The organism is Blastococcus sp. SYSU DS0619 (genome assembly GCF_054051035.1).
The window spans coordinates 78,575-93,628 of the sequence record NZ_JBJHAM010000014.1 but is presented as its reverse complement, the minus strand read 5'-3'; the positions used below and the strand labels follow the sequence as shown (position 1 = coordinate 93,628).

Genomic DNA, 15,054 nt, shown 5'->3' with positions numbered 1-15,054 from the left:
GCTCAGGCGCGCCGTGACGGACCCGTCACATGCGGTCCGCGATCAGAGCACGCTGGTGGTCCGCCAGCCGTCCGGTGGCGGCCAGCCCTCCTCGCCGCGGAGGTAGCCGGCGCTCTCCTGGGCCCGCCGGTCGGCGTCCTCCTCGACCATGACGTTGATCAACTGCTGGACGCCCTCGCTGTCGGGGATCTGCCGCAGCACGGTGGCGCCGCCGTCCCCGGCGGTCTCGATGGTCAGCGTCCCGGACCTGATGATCCGCTCCCACAGCGTCTGGGTGTAGGAGACGTCGGTGATCCGCGCCAGCCCGATGTCGCGGCCGCGGCGGGCCAGGACGCCCTCGCGGAACAGCAGCCGGTGCGTCGTGACCACGTAGTGCGTCGTCCGCCAGCGCAACAGCGGGACGACGACGAGGACGAGCAGCAGCAGCGCCGCCAGCACCACGATCGCCAGCCGGATCATCCCCTGCTGCGGACCGGCGGGGACGAGCGCAGCGCCGAACGAGGCGCCACCGACCACGAGCAGGAAGAACACCACCGGCCAGAAGACGGTGAGCCAGTGCGGGTGCAGGTGGCGTACCACCTCTTCGTCGTCGGCGAGGAGCTTGTCGGGGTACGGCACGGTCCAAGGATGCCGCGAACCAGGGCGATTCAGGCGTTCGCCGGCACCGGCGCGTCCACCCGCACCGCCGGTGGCCGAGCGGGTGTGGCTCGCGGACGTGCGGGACCGAGCGCGCGCATCCGCCTCCGGGCGGGCTCCTCGACGAACCGCCAGAGCAGCCACGCCGCGGGCAGCGGCAGGACCGGCACCAGCAGGTGCAGGAGCGGCCCCGCCCCCGGCACGACGTCCGCCAGGGTCCAGGCCGTCTCGAAGACCGCCATGTGGACGAGGTAGAGCGCGAAGGAGACCCGGCCACCCAGGACCACGGGCCCCGCCGCCAGCGCCCGTGCCGGCCCGCCGTCCGCCAGGGCGAGGGCACCGACCAGGACCGGGAAGGCGACCACGGCCACGCCGCTGCGCTCCGCACCGGCCACCCAGGCCACGAGGACGATCAGCACCGCCGCCCCCGCGGCGACTCCGCCCGCCGCACGCACCGCACGTCCGGTCGCGCGGATCCGGCGGGCGCAGAGCGCGACCAGCGCCCCCGCGAGGAAGCACCCGGCCAGGCGCAGCAGCCAGCTCCAGCGCCAGTCGTGCGTGCCGGACGCCACGCAGGCCCAGGCGAACGGGGTCACCGCCGCCACGGCCAGCCCACCCAGGACCGCCGGCCGCCACCCGCGCACCCGGAAGAGCAGGACGACCACGAGGGGGAAAACCAGGTAGGCCAGCCACTCGGCGCTCAGCGACCACCCCGGTCCCACCGGACCGGTGGCGGCGTAGTCGGGCCGGTCCCAGACCTGCACGAGCAGCACCTGCCGCAGCACGGCCGCCGCATCGAGACCGGAGCCCGTCGCGGCCCGGGACGCCTGCCCGGTGAGCGACTCCCGGACGACGAGGCCGACGCTGACCGCGCCCAGGACCACCATCCACGTCGGCCAGATGCGGCTGAGCCTGGCCCAGTAGAAGTCGGCCGTCGCACGCAGGCCGGGGCGGCTGCCGAGGACGGTGACGTAGTTGTGCGCCAGCACGAAGCCGCTGAGCACGAAGAAGAGGTCCACGCCGAGCCAGCCGCTCGCCAGCAGAGGGAGGAGCGGCTCGAGGCGCAGGGCCCACGACGGATCAGGCGTGAACAGCCAGAAGTGGTGCGCGACGACCCAGAGGGCGGCGACCAGCCGGAGCCCGGTGAGCGCGCGGATCTCGCCCCCCGCCGACCGCGGCGTGGTCACGGTGGGTGCCGGCGGTCGGCGACGGTGCGTCATCGAACGGGCACGCTAGGCCGCCGGCCGCCCGCCGACCGGGAGCGCCGGCGCCTCGGACGGGGGTGTCGGTCCCGCCCGTCACACGGATCCCGCCCGTGCCACCGAGGTCAGGCCGGGCGGACATGTCGGACGTCACCACTGGCCAGCTCGACGGTGCCCTCGGCGGCATCGACCACGAGCCGGCCGTCCCAGTCGATCGCCCGCGCGGTGCCGACCAGGGCCGAACCGTCCGGCAGGGTCACCTCCACGGTGCTGCCGATCGTCGACGACCAGGTCAGGTAGTCCCGCGCCAGGCCGGAGACCACCGGATCGCCCAGCGCCGCGACCCAGCCGCGGTAGCGCCGCTCGAGGGCGCGCAGGAAACCCAGCAGCACCGGCGCCCGGTCGACGGTGCCGCCGGTGACCACCGACAGGGACGTCCCCGTCTCCGGCAGCTCGGCGGCCGTGGTCGAGACGTTGAGCCCGACACCGACGACGACGCCGGCCGGGAGGTCGCCGCCGGGAACCGACTCGGCCAGGATGCCGGCGAGCTTGCGCCCGTCGCCGGCGAGCAGGTCGTTGGGCCACTTCACCGACGCGAGCACCCCGCTGACCTCCCGCACCGACTCGGCGAGCGCCACTCCGGTGAGGAGGGGCAGCCAGCCCCGGCGGGCGGCCGGCACGTCCGGACGCAGCAGGAAGGACACGGTCAGCCCGGCCCGCGGGGGCGAGGTCCACACCCGGTCGAGCCGGCCCCGCCCGGTGACCTGGTGCTCGGCGACGAGCACGGTGCCCTCGGGGGCATCCCCCGCAGCGGCCGCGGCGAGCGCGGCGTTGGTCGAGCCGATCTCGTCGACGACCTCCAACGACCGCCACAGGCCGCTGTCCCGGCGCAGCGCCGACCCGAGCGCCCGCGCGTCGAGCGCCGGGCGCTCCAGGTCCGACCATCGGGAGGAGGGGGCATCGGGCACCCGGCCACGCTAGCCACCGGCGCCCGGCGGCGCCCTCCGGCCCGTTCCGCCGGGCACCCGAACGGCGGACCACCGGACGCCAGCAGGAAGACGTCCCGGGGACTCCCCTACGCTACGGAACCCGGAGCCCCGGCACGCCGGGGCCGGCACACGGGCACGGCACGGACGCGAGGGCCTTCCGGTCATCCGCGAGGCAGGACACGTGACCGGCCGGGTGGGTCACGGACGAGCAGACCAGCGGCGCGCGGACGCGGCCGAGGGCGCCAGCGAGGAGGACACGTGAGCGCGGCTGAACTGGAGAGCGCCGGGGAGCAGATCCCCGACGACATCGACATCCACACGACGGCCGGGAAGCTCGCCGACTTCGAGCGCCGCGTGCAGGAGGCCCAGCACGCGGGCTCCGAGCGGGCCGTGGAGAAGCAGCACGCCGCGGGCAAGATGACCGCCCGCGAGCGGATCGAGGCGCTGCTCGACCCGGGTTCGTTCACCGAGTTCGACGAGTTCGCCCGGCACCGGTCGACGAACTTCGGGATGGCCGGCAAGCGCCCCTTCGGCGACGGCGTCGTCACCGGCTACGGCACGGTCGACGGCCGGCCGGTGGCGATCTTCTCGCAGGACGTGACCGTCTTCGGCGGGAGCCTCGGCGAGGTCTACGGCGAGAAGATCGTCAAGGTCCAGGACTTCGCGATCCAGAACGGCTGCCCGGTCATCGGGATCAACGAGGGCGGTGGCGCCCGCATCCAGGAGGGCGTGGTCTCCCTGGGCCTCTACGGCGAGATCTTCCGGCGGAACGTGCACGCCTCGGGCGTCATCCCGCAGATCTCGCTGGTCATGGGCCCGGCGGCCGGCGGGCACGTCTACTCCCCCGCGCTCACCGACTTCATCGTCATGGTCGACAAGACCAGCCAGATGTTCATCACCGGCCCGGACGTCGTGAAGACCGTGACCGGCGAGGACGTCTCCCTCGAGGAGCTCGGCGGCGCGCGCACGCACAACACCAGGTCCGGTGTCGCGCACTACCTGGCCGAGGACGAGGCCGACGCCCTCGACTACGTCAAGGCGCTGCTGTCCTACCTCCCGAGCAACAACCTCGACCCCCTGCCGGCGCTCGAGACGGCGCCGGTGGAGACCGTGCTGCCGGAGGCGCTGACCGACGAGGACCTCGAGCTCGACTCGTTCGTCCCCGACTCGGCGAACACCCCGTACGACATGCACACCGTCATCGAGCACGTGCTCGACGACGGCGAGTTCCTCGAGGTGCAGCCGCTGTTCGCGCCGAACATCCTCATCGGCTTCGGCCGGGTCGAGGGCCGGCCGGTCGGCATCGTGGCCAACCAGCCCACCCAGTTCGCCGGCACCCTGGACATCGACGCCAGCGAGAAGGCAGCGCGGTTCGTCCGCACCTGCGACGCCTTCAACATCCCGGTGCTCACCTTCGTCGACGTCCCGGGCTTCCTGCCGGGCACCTCGCAGGAGTGGGAGGGGATCATCCGCCGCGGCGCCAAGCTGATCTACGCCTACGCCGAGGCCACCGTCCCGAAGGTCACGATCATCACGCGCAAGGCCTACGGCGGCGCCTACGACGTCATGGGCTCCAAGCACCTGGGCGCGGACGTGAACCTCGCCTGGCCGACGGCGCAGATCGCCGTGGTGGGCGCCCAGGGCGCGGTCGGGATCCTGTACCGCAAGGAGCTGGCCGCCGCCGAGGACCCGGACACCCGTCGCGCCGAGCTGATCGCGGAGTACGAGGACACCCTCGCCAACCCGTACATCGCCGCCGACCGCGGCTACGTCGACGCGGTCATCCCGCCGTCGCACACCCGCGTGCAGGTGACCAAGGCGCTGCGCGTGCTGGCCAACAAGCGCCAGACGCTGCCGCCGAAGAAGCACGGGAACATCCCCCTGTGAGCGAGGACCAGCGCCCGCTGCTCCGGGTGGTCAGGGGTGCGCCGTCGGCCGAGGAGCTGGCCGCGCTCACCGTCGTCGTCGCCGCGCTCTCCCAGCGCCGGCCCCGCAAGCGCCCCACCCCCGTGGGCGCGTGGGGCTCGTCCGGCCGCACCCACCGCCGTCCGCTGCAGGCCGGCCCCGGCGGCTGGCGCGCCGCGGGGGGCCCGGCATGAGCGTCGACCGCCGGCTGGTGCTGGCGTCGGCGTCCCCGGCCCGGCTGTCCCTGCTGCGGCAGGCGGGCCTCGCGCCCGAGGTCGTGGTGAGCCACGTCGACGAGTCCACCCACACCGCCCCCCGCGTCGCCGAGCAGGTCGCCCTGCTCGCCGCCGCCAAGGCCACCGCCGTCGCCAAGCAGGAGACCGACGCCCTGGTCATCGGTGCGGACTCGCTGCTCGAGTTCGCCGGGAAGCCGCAGGGCAAGCCCGCCGACGCCGCCGAGGCGCGCGACCGGTGGCGGCGCATGGCCGGGCGCTCCGGCGTCCTGCACACCGGCCAGGCGCTGTTCGACGTCCGGGACGGCGCGGTGGTCAGCCGGGACATCGCGGTGGCGTCGACCGTCGTCTACTTCGCCGAGCCCACGCCGCCGGAGGTGGAGGCCTACCTCGCCACCGGCGAGCCGCTGGCGGTGGCGGGCGCATTCACCCTGGACGGCCTCGGCGCCCCCTTCGTGCGCCGGGTCGAGGGTGACCCGGCCGCCGTGGTGGGGTTGTCGCTGACCGTCCTGCGCACCCAGCTGGCCAAGCGCGGTCTGGCCATCACCGACCTCTGGCGCCGCTGAGCCGCACCGAGGTCCCCGATCGACCGCGCCCGCGCGGTACCGACAACAGTCCGACCGGCCCACAGAAGAGGGAGAGCACCGGTGCAGAAGGTCTTGATCGCCAACCGTGGCGAGATCGCGGTCCGGGTGGCCCGCGCGTGCAAGGACGCGGGTCTGACCAGCGTGGCGGTCTACGCCGAGCCCGACCGGGACGCGCTGCACGTGCGCGTCGCGGACGAGGCGTTCGCCCTGGGCGGCACGACGCCCGGTGACTCCTACCTGGTGATCGACAAGATCCTCGACGCGGCGAAGCAGTCCGGCGCGGACGCGATCCACCCCGGCTACGGCTTCCTGTCGGAGAACGCCGACTTCGCCCAGGCGGTCATCGACGCCGGGCTGACCTGGATCGGCCCGTCGCCCCAGGCGATCATCGACCTGGGTGACAAGGTCGCCGCCCGGCACATCGCCACCCGCGCGGGCGCGCCGCTCGTCCCGGGCACGAAGGACCCGGTCGGCGGCGCCGACGAGGTCGTCGCGTTCGCGAAGGAGCACGGCCTGCCCGTCGCGATCAAGGCGGCGTTCGGCGGTGGCGGGCGCGGGCTCAAGGTGGCCCGCACCATCGAGGAGATCCCCGAGCTGTTCGACTCCGCCGTCCGCGAGGCGGTCTCCGCCTTCGGCCGCGGCGAGTGCTTCGTCGAGCGGTTCCTCGACAAGCCCCGGCACGTCGAGGCCCAGGTCCTCGCCGACACCCACGGCAACGTGATCGTCGTCGGCACCCGGGACTGCTCCCTGCAGCGCCGCAACCAGAAGCTCGTCGAGGAAGCGCCGGCGCCGTTCCTCACCGACGAGCAGCGGGAGCGCATCCACTCCTCCGCCAAGGCCATCTGCGCCGAGGCCGGCTACCACGGTGCCGGCACCGTCGAGTACCTCGTCGGCACCGACGGCTCGATCTCCTTCCTCGAGGTCAACACCCGGCTCCAGGTCGAGCACCCGGTCTCCGAGGAGACCTCGGGCATCGACCTGGTCCGCCAGCAGTTCCGCATCGCGGAGGGGCTCCCGCTGGAGCTCACCGAGGACCCGGAGCCGCGCGGTCACAGCATCGAGTTCCGGATCAACGCCGAGGACGCCGGCCGCAACTTCATGCCGGCCCCCGGCCCGGTGGACCGGCTGGAGATCCCGCAGGGGCCCGGCGTGCGCTGGGACTCCGGCGTCGAGACCGGCGGCGAGGTCGCCGGGGCGTTCGACTCCATGCTGGCCAAGCTCATCGTCACCGGCGCCACCCGCGAGGAGGCCCTGCAGCGGGCCCGGCGCGCGCTGGACGAGCTCGTCGTCGAGGGCATGCCCACGGTCATCCCGTTCCACCGGGCGGTCGTCCGCGACGAGGCCTTCACCACCGAGCCCTTCACGGTGCACACCCGGTGGATCGAGACCGAGTGGGACAACCAGGTCCAGCCCTACGACGCCGCTCCGTCCGAGCAGGACGAGGCCGCCCCCCGGCAGACGGTCGTCGTCGAGGTCGGTGGCCGTCGCCTCGAGGTGTCACTGCCGGCCGGCCTGGCCGCCGGGGGCGGCGCTGCGGCGCCCGGTGCGGCCGCCAAGCCGCGCAAGCGCGGGGGCGGCGGCGGCGGCGCGGCCGCCTCGGGCGACTCCCTCACCTCGCCCATGCAGGGCACCATCGTCAAGGTCGCGGTCGAGGACGGCGCCACCGTCGAGGCCGGCGACCTGGTCGTCGTGCTCGAGGCGATGAAGATGGAACAGCCGATCACCGCGCACAAGGCCGGCACGGTCTCCGGCCTGTCGGCCGAGGTCGGCGCCTCGGTCACCAGTGGCGCGGTCATCTGCACGATCGCCGACGCCGGCGAGTAGCCGGCCGTACGGCGTGGCCGCTCCCCGCGGTCACGCCGTACGGCGCACCTGACCGGTACGCGTCTCCAGCGTCAGGACGCCGCCCTGGAAACGCTGGGACTGCCCTCCGCCGGCCGGGCGCGGGTCCTCGACGGGGTAGCCCAGCGGTCCGGTCTCCCACCCGGTCGCGGCCCACGCCGCGTAGATGGGTCCGTACATGATCAGCGCCCCCGTGGCCGGCGTCCAGTACAGGGCCCCGCCCTGGAACAGCTGGAAACACCCGCCGTCGCGCAGCCCGCAGATGCCGTCGGTCGTCGGGTACGCGAGGAAGCCGTACTCGTAGCCCAACGCGCCCCAGCGCAGTCCGAGACCACCGCTCACCGCCCGGGCGCCGGTCGCCGGCGACCAGTACAGCGACCCTCGCTGGAAGTGCTGGAAGCACCCGCCGTCGCGCAGCCCGCATACGGGATCGGTGGCCGGGTAGCCCAACCAGCCGCCCTCGTAGCCCAGCGACCCCCACCGTCCCCAGAGACCACCGCTCACCAGCTGCGCGCCGGTCGCCGGCGACCAGTACAGCCCACCCCCCTGGAACAGCTGGAAACACCCGCCGTCCCGCAGCCCGCACACCGGATCGCCGGTCGGGTAGCCCAGTCGGCCGTTCTCGTAGCCCAGCGAGCCCCAGCGCAGTCCGAGACCACCGCTCACCGCCCGGGCGCCGGTCGCCGGCGACCAGTACAGCGATCCCCGCTGGAAGTGCTGGAAGCAGCCGCCGTCGCGCAGCCCGCAGACCGGGTCGGTGGCCGGGTAGCCCAACCAGCCGCCCTCGTAGCCCAGCGACCCCCACCGCCCCCAGAGACCACCGCTCACCAACCGCGCGCCGGTCGCCGGCGACCAGTACAGCCCACCCCCCTGGAACAGCTGGAAACACCCGCCGTCCCGCAGCCCGCACACCGGATCGCCGGTCGGATAGCCCAACTGGCCACCCTCGTAGCCCAGCGACCCCCACCGCCCCCAGAGACCACCGCTCACCGCCCGGGCGCCGGTCGCCGGCGACCAGTACAGCCCGCCGCCCTGGAACAGCTGGAAGCAGCCGCCGTTGCGCAGACCGCAGACGGCGTTCCCCGTCGGGTAGCGCAGCCAGCTCGTCTCGGCCCCGAGCTCCGCCCAGCGGGCGCCCAGCGCCCCGCTGAGGGTCCGGGCCCCGGTGGCCGGCGACCAGTAGATCGACCCGCGCTCGAACGACTGCATGCACCCGCCGTCGCGCAACCCGCACCGCTCGGCCGCGAGGGCGGCCCCCAGCCAGCTGCGCGGACCGCCGAGCGACGTGTAGAGGACGGTGATCGGGCTGTCGGCCACCGGACCGTCGGCCGCGGTCCGCACGGTCACCGTCGCCCCCGTCGAGGAGGTGCGGGTGACGCTGACGGTCAGCCCCTCACCGAGGGAGATCCGGCCCCCGGCGGGCAGCACGGTCTGCTCGTCGCGGTCCCAGTCCGCCTGCGCCGCCGGGGTGCCGTCGAGCAGCAGCGAGGTGTCGCTGGTCGACCCTGGACCGTCGCGGCGCACGAGGACACCGGCCTGCAGGCCGTAGTTCGCAGCGGGGTCGGACAGCCAGGTGTCGCGGCCCGTCGCGGTGCGGTACTCGACCCAGTAGCGCGCGGTGCCCGCGGTCAGCGCCAGCACCCGGAGGCCGCTGCGGCTGCCCATCGGGGTGAGCGTGTACGTGCCCCCGGTGCCGGTGGAGGACACCGGCTGCTGCGCCGACGACGGCAGAAGACCCAGCAGCGCGGCGTTCGGGGCGTTGAGGGAGCCGACCTGGTGCCAGGAGACGCCCATGACGTCGTACATGTCCTGGTACGCCACCGTCCGGCACGGCGCTGACTCCGGCGAGGCGTCGCACTGGACCGCCGACGAGTGCCCGAGCCCGAAGTTGTGCCCCAGCTCGTGGGCGAGCACCGAGGTGGTGATGGCCTGCGCGTACGCCCGGCCGCCCGTACCGACGCCGGAGCCGATCGTGCCCAGTCCGTAGGAGCAGCCGGGGGTGCCGTTCGGCACGTAGAGCAGCAGGTGCTTCCCCGCCCCGCCGGTCCACCCGACGGCGGTGGCCGCCTCCTGCCACAGCTGGAGAGGGGCGCTGCAGTCAGCCGTCGTGGTGATCCAGTCGTGGCCGGCGGTGACCGCCACGGTGACGGCGCCGTCGCTCTGCTCCTGCCAGAACTGCCGGACCGAGCCGTCGACCGCGGCCACGACGTCGGCCAGCTGCCGGGTGTCGCGGGGCGCGCCGCCGGGCTGGACCATCACCACGGTCACGCCGTTGGTGTGCGGCACGGTGGCGGCCGCGGGCTCCGCCGGGGCGACGACCTCGGCGGTGACGACCTCGCGGGCGGGCTCCAGGCCCTGCTCCACCGTCGCCTCGTCCCGGACCTCGGCACCGACGGTCACCTCGACCGTCGCGCCCACCTCGATGTCCGCGACGTCGTCGGTGGGGACGCGGACCGACTCGCCGTCGGCGACGTCGATCCAGCTGAGCAGCCCCTCGTCGGAGTGCTCGGCCTCGTGCTCGTCTCCGTGCTCGTCACCGTGCTCGGCGTCCGGGGCGACGGGCTCGGGGTCGGGCCAGGCCTGGACCAGCTCCCCGACGACGACCTCACCGGCGGCCGCGGACGGCTCTTCCGCCCGCACCGGCGGAGCGGTGACCATGCCGAGCAGCACGGCGGCCACGGTGACGACGACAGGCGGTCGCAGGGACCAGCCCCCAAGGGCAGCGCGCACGGCAGGACTCCAGGACGAAGGGACTGCTCCCTGCATCGGCGTGCGGGAGGCGGAACTGAACCGTGCGCGGCGGATCGGTGCCCGTCGCCGGGCGGACCGGGAGGCCCTCAGCGCCCGCGCAGACGGGAGCGACGCAGCGCCTGGAGCAGCAGCAGCGTGGCCCCGCTGAGCACGGCGCCCGCGCCGGGCAGCAGGAGTGCCCCGAGGAAGCCGGAGCTGTCGGCGACCGGCTCGAGCGCGACCCCGCCGCGCGGCACGCTGAGCCCGCCGTCCGGTGCCCAGTACGGCGCCGCCTGCGGCGCGACCTCGGCCGCCTCCGGAACCACCAGGGGCGTACCGGTGAGGGTGCCGCGACCCCCCTGGCCCGAGCTGCCGGCGGAGCTCGCGGACCCGCCGACGGCCTGGCCCGCTGCCTGCCCGGCGGCGGGCTCCGGTGCCGGCACGACGTCCAGCACCGCCGCACCACCGTCGACGCTGCGCACCGTGACGGTGAAGTCCCCGCCGGAGAGCACGAGCGGCGTGCCCACCGGGACGGCGGACTGCAGGTCGGCGTCCCAGCGGGCCGCCGCGCCCGGCGTGCCGTCCAGGAGGAGCGAGGTGTCCGGGAACCGGCCGGCCCGGTGGAGCAGCACCCCGGCATCGAGCCGGTACACGTTGTCGCGGGTGGCCAGCCAGCCGTCGCGCCCGGCCGCGGCCCGCAGCTCCAGCCAGTAGGCGGTCCCCTCGGCGTCGACCAGCCGGAGGGCCCGCACGCCGGTGCGGCCGGCCAGCGGCGCCAGCGTCACGCTGGTGGCGGCCTCCCCCACCTGCACGGTGCGCTCCGCGTCGCCGGAGAGCACGCCGAGGGCCGACGCCTGGACGGCGTTGAGCGCCCCGAAGCGGGCCCACGACGCACCCATCACGTCGTAGTAATCGCGGTAGCCGGCGGTGCGGCAGGTGCCCTCCTCGACCGTGCCGTCGCACTGGAGCCCCGACGAGTGGCCCAGGCCGAAGTTGTGGCCGAGCTCGTGGGCGATCACCGCGGCGGAGGTGTCCCGCACGTACAGCCGGCCACCGGAGGCGGGCGCGACGCCGACCTGGGCCAACGCGTAGGCGCATCCCGGCTGGGTGGCGGTCTGGCTGCTCAGCCGGAGCAGCAGGTGCTTGCCGGGTCCCGGGACGAAGCCGACCGTGGCCGCGACCTCGTTCCACAGCGCCTCCGGCGTGGCGCAGCCGGCCGAGGTGCTGATCCAGTCCTGGCGCCCGGTGACGCCGACGGTGATCGCGCCGCCGGTCTGCTCGGACCAGAAGGCCGACACCTCGCCGTCCACGGTCGCCACGACGTCCCGCAGGCTCGTGCCGTCCGGGGTGGTGCCGGCCGGGGCCACCATGACGACGGTGACCTCGTTGGTCACCCCGCCCCGCGGAGCGGGCACCGGCTCGGGGTCCGCGGCCGGCGGCGGGGTGAGGACGTCGCTCTCGAGCACCGTGACGGCCGGCTCGTAGCCGTCCTCGCCGGCCTCGTCCTCGACCTGCTCGCCGACGGTCAGCTCGACCTTGGAGCCGGCCGGCACGGCGGCGACCTGGTCCGACGGCACGCGGACGGCGCCGTCGGCGGTGGCGACCCAGCTGAGCAGGGTGTCCCCGTCGTGGTCGTCCCCGCCCGCGTGGCCGGCGCTCGCCGGCTGCCCCTCCGCCCAGGCGTGCACCAGCTCGCCGACGACGGTCGTGCCGCTGTCGGCGGCGGCGATCCCCGGGACCGCCACGACGCCGAGAGCCCCGGACAGCACCGCCCCGGCCAGCGCCAGGGCGCGGATCGGACGACGGGGGCCGCGGGGACGACGGGAGTCGTGGTCAGCAGACATCGACTCCTGAATCGGCGGCCCCGCGCCCGGTCGGCACGGGATCGGCGATGTTGAGCCGAACTCCCGTCACACCCGCCGCAGGCGCCCCGGACTCCTCCGGGGAACCACCTCAGGCGAGGTCGTCGGCGCCCATCAGGCGGCGCCCCGCCTCGGTGATCGAGCCCGACAGCGACGGGTAGATCGCGAAGGTCTGCGCCAGGTCGTCGACCGTCAGCCCCTTGGTCACGGCCAGCGCGATCGGCAGGATCAGCTCGGAGGCGCCCGGGGCCACCACCACGCCGCCCATGATCACGCCGGTGGAGCGGCGGGCGAACAGCTTCACGAAGCCGTCGTGCAGGTCGCCCATCTTGGCCCGCGCGTTGGTCGCCAGCGGCAGCCGCACCGCCTCGACGTCAACGCTCTCGGCCAGCGCCTTCTCCTGCACCCCGACGGTGGCGATCTCGGGGTGGGTGAAGACGTTGGCGGCGACCGTCTTGAGCTTGATCGGCGCGACCGCCTCGCCCAGGGCGTGCCACATGGCGATCCGCCCCTGCATGGCGGCCACGGAGGCCAGCTGGAAGACACCGGTGACGTCGCCGGCGGCGTAGATGCCCGGCACCGAGGTGCGCGAGACCCGGTCGACGACGACGTGCCCGGACTCGGTGACCTGGATGCCGTGCTGCTCCAGGTTGAGCCCGGCAGTGTTCGGCACGGTGCCGACCGTCATCAGGGCGTGCGAGGCCTCGACGCAGCGCCCGTCGGTGAGCTCGACGGCGATGCCCTTCTCGGTGCGGCGCACGCCGGCCGCCCGGCCGCGCTCGAGGCGGCCACCGCGGGACTGGAAGACCTGCTCGAGCACCTCGGCGGCGTCGGAGTCCTCGCCGGGCAGCACCCGGTCGCGGGACGAGACGAGGGTGACCGGTACACCGGCCTCCAGGTAGCCGGAGGCGAACTCGGCACCGGTGACCCCCGAGCCGACGACGACCAGGTGCTCGGGCGGCTCCTGCAGGTCGTAGACGTCGCGCCAGTCGAGGATCCGCTCGCCGTCGGGCTCGGCCCCCGGCAGCACCCGGGGGTCGGCGCCGGTGGCGATGAGGACGACGTCGCCCTCGACCTCCTCCACGACCCTGCCGCCGGCGTCGAGGACCTCCACCTCGTGCGCGGCCAGGCCGGGCTCGTCGTCGGCGAGCCGGGCCTGGCCGGAGATGATCCGGACGCCCTCCGCCTCGAGGCGGGCGTGGATGTCGGCCGACTGCGCCATGGCGAGGTTCTTCACCCGCTGGTTGGCCGCGGGCAGGTCCAGGCTCACCGTGGCCAGCTCGGCGCCGTGCACGCCCAGGACGGCGGAGTCACGCACCGACGTCATGGCGCCGGCTGCGGCGATGAGGGTCTTGGAGGGCACGCAGTCGGTGAGCACGCTGGCCCCGCCGATGCCGTCGCGCTCGATCACGGTGACCTCGGCGCCGAGCTGCGCGGCGACCAGCGCCGCCTCGTAACCGGCCGGGCCACCACCGATGATGACGATCCTGGTCATGGGTCCAACTTTCCTCGCCGAGCGGTCGGTCGGCGCCCATTGTCCCCGGTGCCGCTCGGGTTCCGCGCCACCGCCCGCTCCCGGCCTGCCGGGCGCCCCGGTTAGTCTCGCCCCTGATGGCCCTCTACGCCGCGTACGGGTCGAACATGGATCCCGCGCAGATGCTGCGCCGCTGCCCGTCGTCACCGCACACCGGCACCGGCTGGATCCGCGGCTGGCGGCTCACGTTCGGCGGCGAGGAGCTGGGCTGGGAGGGCGCCCTGCCGACCCTGGTGCCCACCGGTGACGACGTACCGGGCGTCTTCGTGGCGCTCTACGACCTGACCGAGGCCGACGAGCGGGCCCTGGACGCGTGGGAGGGCGCCGACTCCGGCCTCTACCGCCGGGTGCACCTGCGGGTGCACACCCTCGGCGGGGATGCCGTCGCCTACGTCTACGTGCTCGACGCCTTCGAGGGCGGGCTGCCCTCGGCGCGCCACCTCGGTGCCGTCGCCGACGCCGCCGAGTCCGCCGGCGCACCCGACGACTACGTCCGCGAACTGCGCGTCCGCGACTGCCGCTCCACCGGTCCCTGACCGGAGGGGTCAGGCGGTCCGGAAGGTGTCCAGGATCTGCCGGGCGGCCAGCGCCGGGGTGAGCTCGCCGGCCAGCACCGCCTTCTCCAGGTCGGGGACGGCGGCGCGCACGCCGGGGTGCGCCCGCAGGGAGTGCTCGAGGGAGTCGCGGACCAGCTGCCAGGTCCAGCGCACCTGCTGGGCGCGGCGGCGCTCGTCGAAGGCCCCGGAGAGCTTCGCCCGCTCCTGGTGCTCGACCAGCTTGGCCCACACCTCGTCGATCCCCTCGCCGGTGAGCCCGGCGCAGGTCAGGACCGGCACGTCCCACGGCTCCCCGCGCCCGCGCAGCATCCGGATCGCGGAGGAGAGCTCGCGCGCGGCCTTCCGGGCATCGGCGGCGGCCGGCCCGTCGGCCTTGTTGACGGCGATGACGTCGGCGATCTCGAGGATGCCGCGCTTGATGCCCTGCAGCTGGTCACCGGTGCGCGCGATGGTCAGGAAGAGGAACGAGTCCACCATCTCGGCGACGGTGATCTCCGACTGGCCGACGCCGACGGTCTCCACCAGGACGACGTCGTAGCCGGCCGCCTCGACGACGACCATCGACTCGCGGGTCGCCTGCGCGACCCCGCCGAGGGTGCCGGAGGTGGGCGAGGGCCGGATGAACGCGTGTTCGTCGACCGCCAGCCGGGCCATGCGGGTCTTGTCGCCCAGGATCGAGCCGCCCGACCGGGCCGACGACGGGTCGACGGCGAGCACGGCGACCTTCGACCCGCCGGCCGTGAGGTCCACCCCGAGCTGGTCGATGAAGGTCGACTTCCCGACGCCGGGCACCCCGCTGATGCCGACCCGGCGCGCTCCCCCGGCGTGCGGGAGCAGCTCGACCAGCAGCTCCTGCGCCTTTTCGCGGTGGTCGGCCCGGCGGGACTCGACCAGCGTGATGGCGCGCGCCATCACCCGCCGGTCGCCGGCCCGCACCCCCTCGACCAGCGCGGCTACGTCGATCTCACGCGCCATGC

12 protein-coding genes are annotated in these 15,054 nt (G+C 74.6%); 5 read left to right on the top strand and 7 right to left on the bottom strand.

Translation table 11 applies throughout. From position 1 onward, the window contains the following. Window positions 1-42: 42 nt before the first annotated feature. The 3 genes from ACI79T_RS15325 to ACI79T_RS15315 form a co-directional block, all read right to left on the bottom strand. Window positions 43-618 carry a PH domain-containing protein gene (locus tag ACI79T_RS15325; protein WP_456610937.1) on the bottom strand — a complete coding sequence of 192 codons (576 nt, stop codon included), beginning with the start codon at window positions 616-618 and terminating at the stop codon, window positions 43-45. Window positions 619-647: 29 nt separating this feature from the next. Further along, on the bottom strand, window positions 648-1,823 hold the full coding sequence (locus tag ACI79T_RS15320; RefSeq protein WP_456610936.1) for an acyltransferase family protein: 1,176 nt from the start codon (window positions 1,821-1,823) through the stop codon (window positions 648-650). A 140-nt stretch (window positions 1,824-1,963) separates the two neighbouring features. Next, the gene (locus ACI79T_RS15315; RefSeq protein ID WP_456610935.1) at window positions 1,964-2,806 is read right to left on the bottom strand and encodes a biotin--[acetyl-CoA-carboxylase] ligase; all 843 of its coding nucleotides are present in this window, start codon (window positions 2,804-2,806) and stop codon (window positions 1,964-1,966) included. A 279-nt stretch (window positions 2,807-3,085) separates the two neighbouring features. On the opposite strand from ACI79T_RS15315, the gene ACI79T_RS15310 reads away from it, so the two are divergent. The 4 genes from ACI79T_RS15310 to ACI79T_RS15295 all read left to right on the top strand — a co-directional run bounded on the left by ACI79T_RS15310 (window position 3,086) and on the right by ACI79T_RS15295 (window position 7,376). Next, window positions 3,086-4,714 (top strand): acyl-CoA carboxylase subunit beta, encoded by a 1,629-nt coding sequence (locus ACI79T_RS15310; RefSeq protein WP_456610934.1) that lies wholly within the window; start codon window positions 3,086-3,088, stop codon window positions 4,712-4,714. Further along, entirely contained in the window at window positions 4,711-4,926 is a 216-nt protein-coding gene (locus ACI79T_RS15305) for an acyl-CoA carboxylase subunit epsilon (protein WP_456610933.1), read from the top strand. Before ACI79T_RS15310 ends, ACI79T_RS15305 begins: the two co-directional genes overlap by 4 nt. Then, complete coding sequence (locus tag ACI79T_RS15300; RefSeq protein ID WP_456610932.1) at window positions 4,923-5,531, top strand: Maf family protein; 609 nt, start codon at window positions 4,923-4,925, stop codon at window positions 5,529-5,531. The genes ACI79T_RS15305 and ACI79T_RS15300 overlap by 4 nt, the downstream gene beginning before the upstream one ends. An 81-nt stretch (window positions 5,532-5,612) precedes the next feature. Continuing rightward, on the top strand, window positions 5,613-7,376 hold the full coding sequence (locus ACI79T_RS15295) for an acetyl/propionyl/methylcrotonyl-CoA carboxylase subunit alpha (protein ID WP_456610931.1): 1,764 nt from the start codon (window positions 5,613-5,615) through the stop codon (window positions 7,374-7,376). Window positions 7,377-7,406: 30 nt separating this feature from the next. Here ACI79T_RS15295 and ACI79T_RS15290 read toward each other — a convergent pair whose 3' ends face one another. From ACI79T_RS15290 to ACI79T_RS15280, 3 genes are all read right to left on the bottom strand, one after another. Then, entirely contained in the window at window positions 7,407-10,073 is a 2,667-nt protein-coding gene (locus tag ACI79T_RS15290) for a reprolysin-like metallopeptidase (protein WP_456610930.1), read from the bottom strand. A gap of 158 nt (window positions 10,074-10,231) precedes the next feature. Beyond that, complete coding sequence (locus tag ACI79T_RS15285) at window positions 10,232-11,968, bottom strand: reprolysin-like metallopeptidase (protein ID WP_456610929.1); 1,737 nt, start codon at window positions 11,966-11,968, stop codon at window positions 10,232-10,234. A 109-nt stretch (window positions 11,969-12,077) separates the two neighbouring features. Beyond that, on the bottom strand, window positions 12,078-13,481 hold the full coding sequence (locus ACI79T_RS15280) for an NAD(P)H-quinone dehydrogenase (RefSeq protein WP_456610928.1): 1,404 nt from the start codon (window positions 13,479-13,481) through the stop codon (window positions 12,078-12,080). A gap of 116 nt (window positions 13,482-13,597) precedes the next feature. Here ACI79T_RS15280 and ACI79T_RS15275 point away from each other — a divergent pair, with 116 nt between their 5' ends. Then, on the top strand, window positions 13,598-14,056 hold the full coding sequence (locus ACI79T_RS15275; protein ID WP_456610927.1) for a gamma-glutamylcyclotransferase: 459 nt from the start codon (window positions 13,598-13,600) through the stop codon (window positions 14,054-14,056). 9 nt (window positions 14,057-14,065) lie between these two features. On the opposite strand, the gene meaB is transcribed toward ACI79T_RS15275, so the two are convergent. Then, window positions 14,066-15,052: a methylmalonyl Co-A mutase-associated GTPase MeaB gene (meaB, locus tag ACI79T_RS15270; RefSeq protein WP_456610926.1), complete on the bottom strand. Its 987-nt coding sequence runs from the start codon at window positions 15,050-15,052 to the stop codon at window positions 14,066-14,068. Between the last annotated feature and the right edge of the window lie 2 nt (window positions 15,053-15,054).

What these genes read in the sequence shown, in the direction of transcription:
- ACI79T_RS15300 (WP_456610932.1), top strand. Translation starts at nt 4,923, where the DNA reads ATGAGCGTCGACCGCCGGCTGGTGCTGGCGTCGGCGTCCCCGGCCCGG.
- ACI79T_RS15285 (WP_456610929.1), bottom strand. Translation starts at nt 11,968, where the DNA reads ATGTCTGCTGACCACGACTCCCGTCGTCCCCGCGGCCCCCGTCGTCCG.
- ACI79T_RS15280 (WP_456610928.1), bottom strand. Translation starts at nt 13,481, where the DNA reads ATGACCAGGATCGTCATCATCGGTGGTGGCCCGGCCGGTTACGAGGCG.
- ACI79T_RS15275 (WP_456610927.1), top strand. Translation starts at nt 13,598, where the DNA reads ATGGCCCTCTACGCCGCGTACGGGTCGAACATGGATCCCGCGCAGATG.
- meaB (WP_456610926.1), bottom strand. Translation starts at nt 15,052, where the DNA reads ATGGCGCGTGAGATCGACGTAGCCGCGCTGGTCGAGGGGGTGCGGGCC.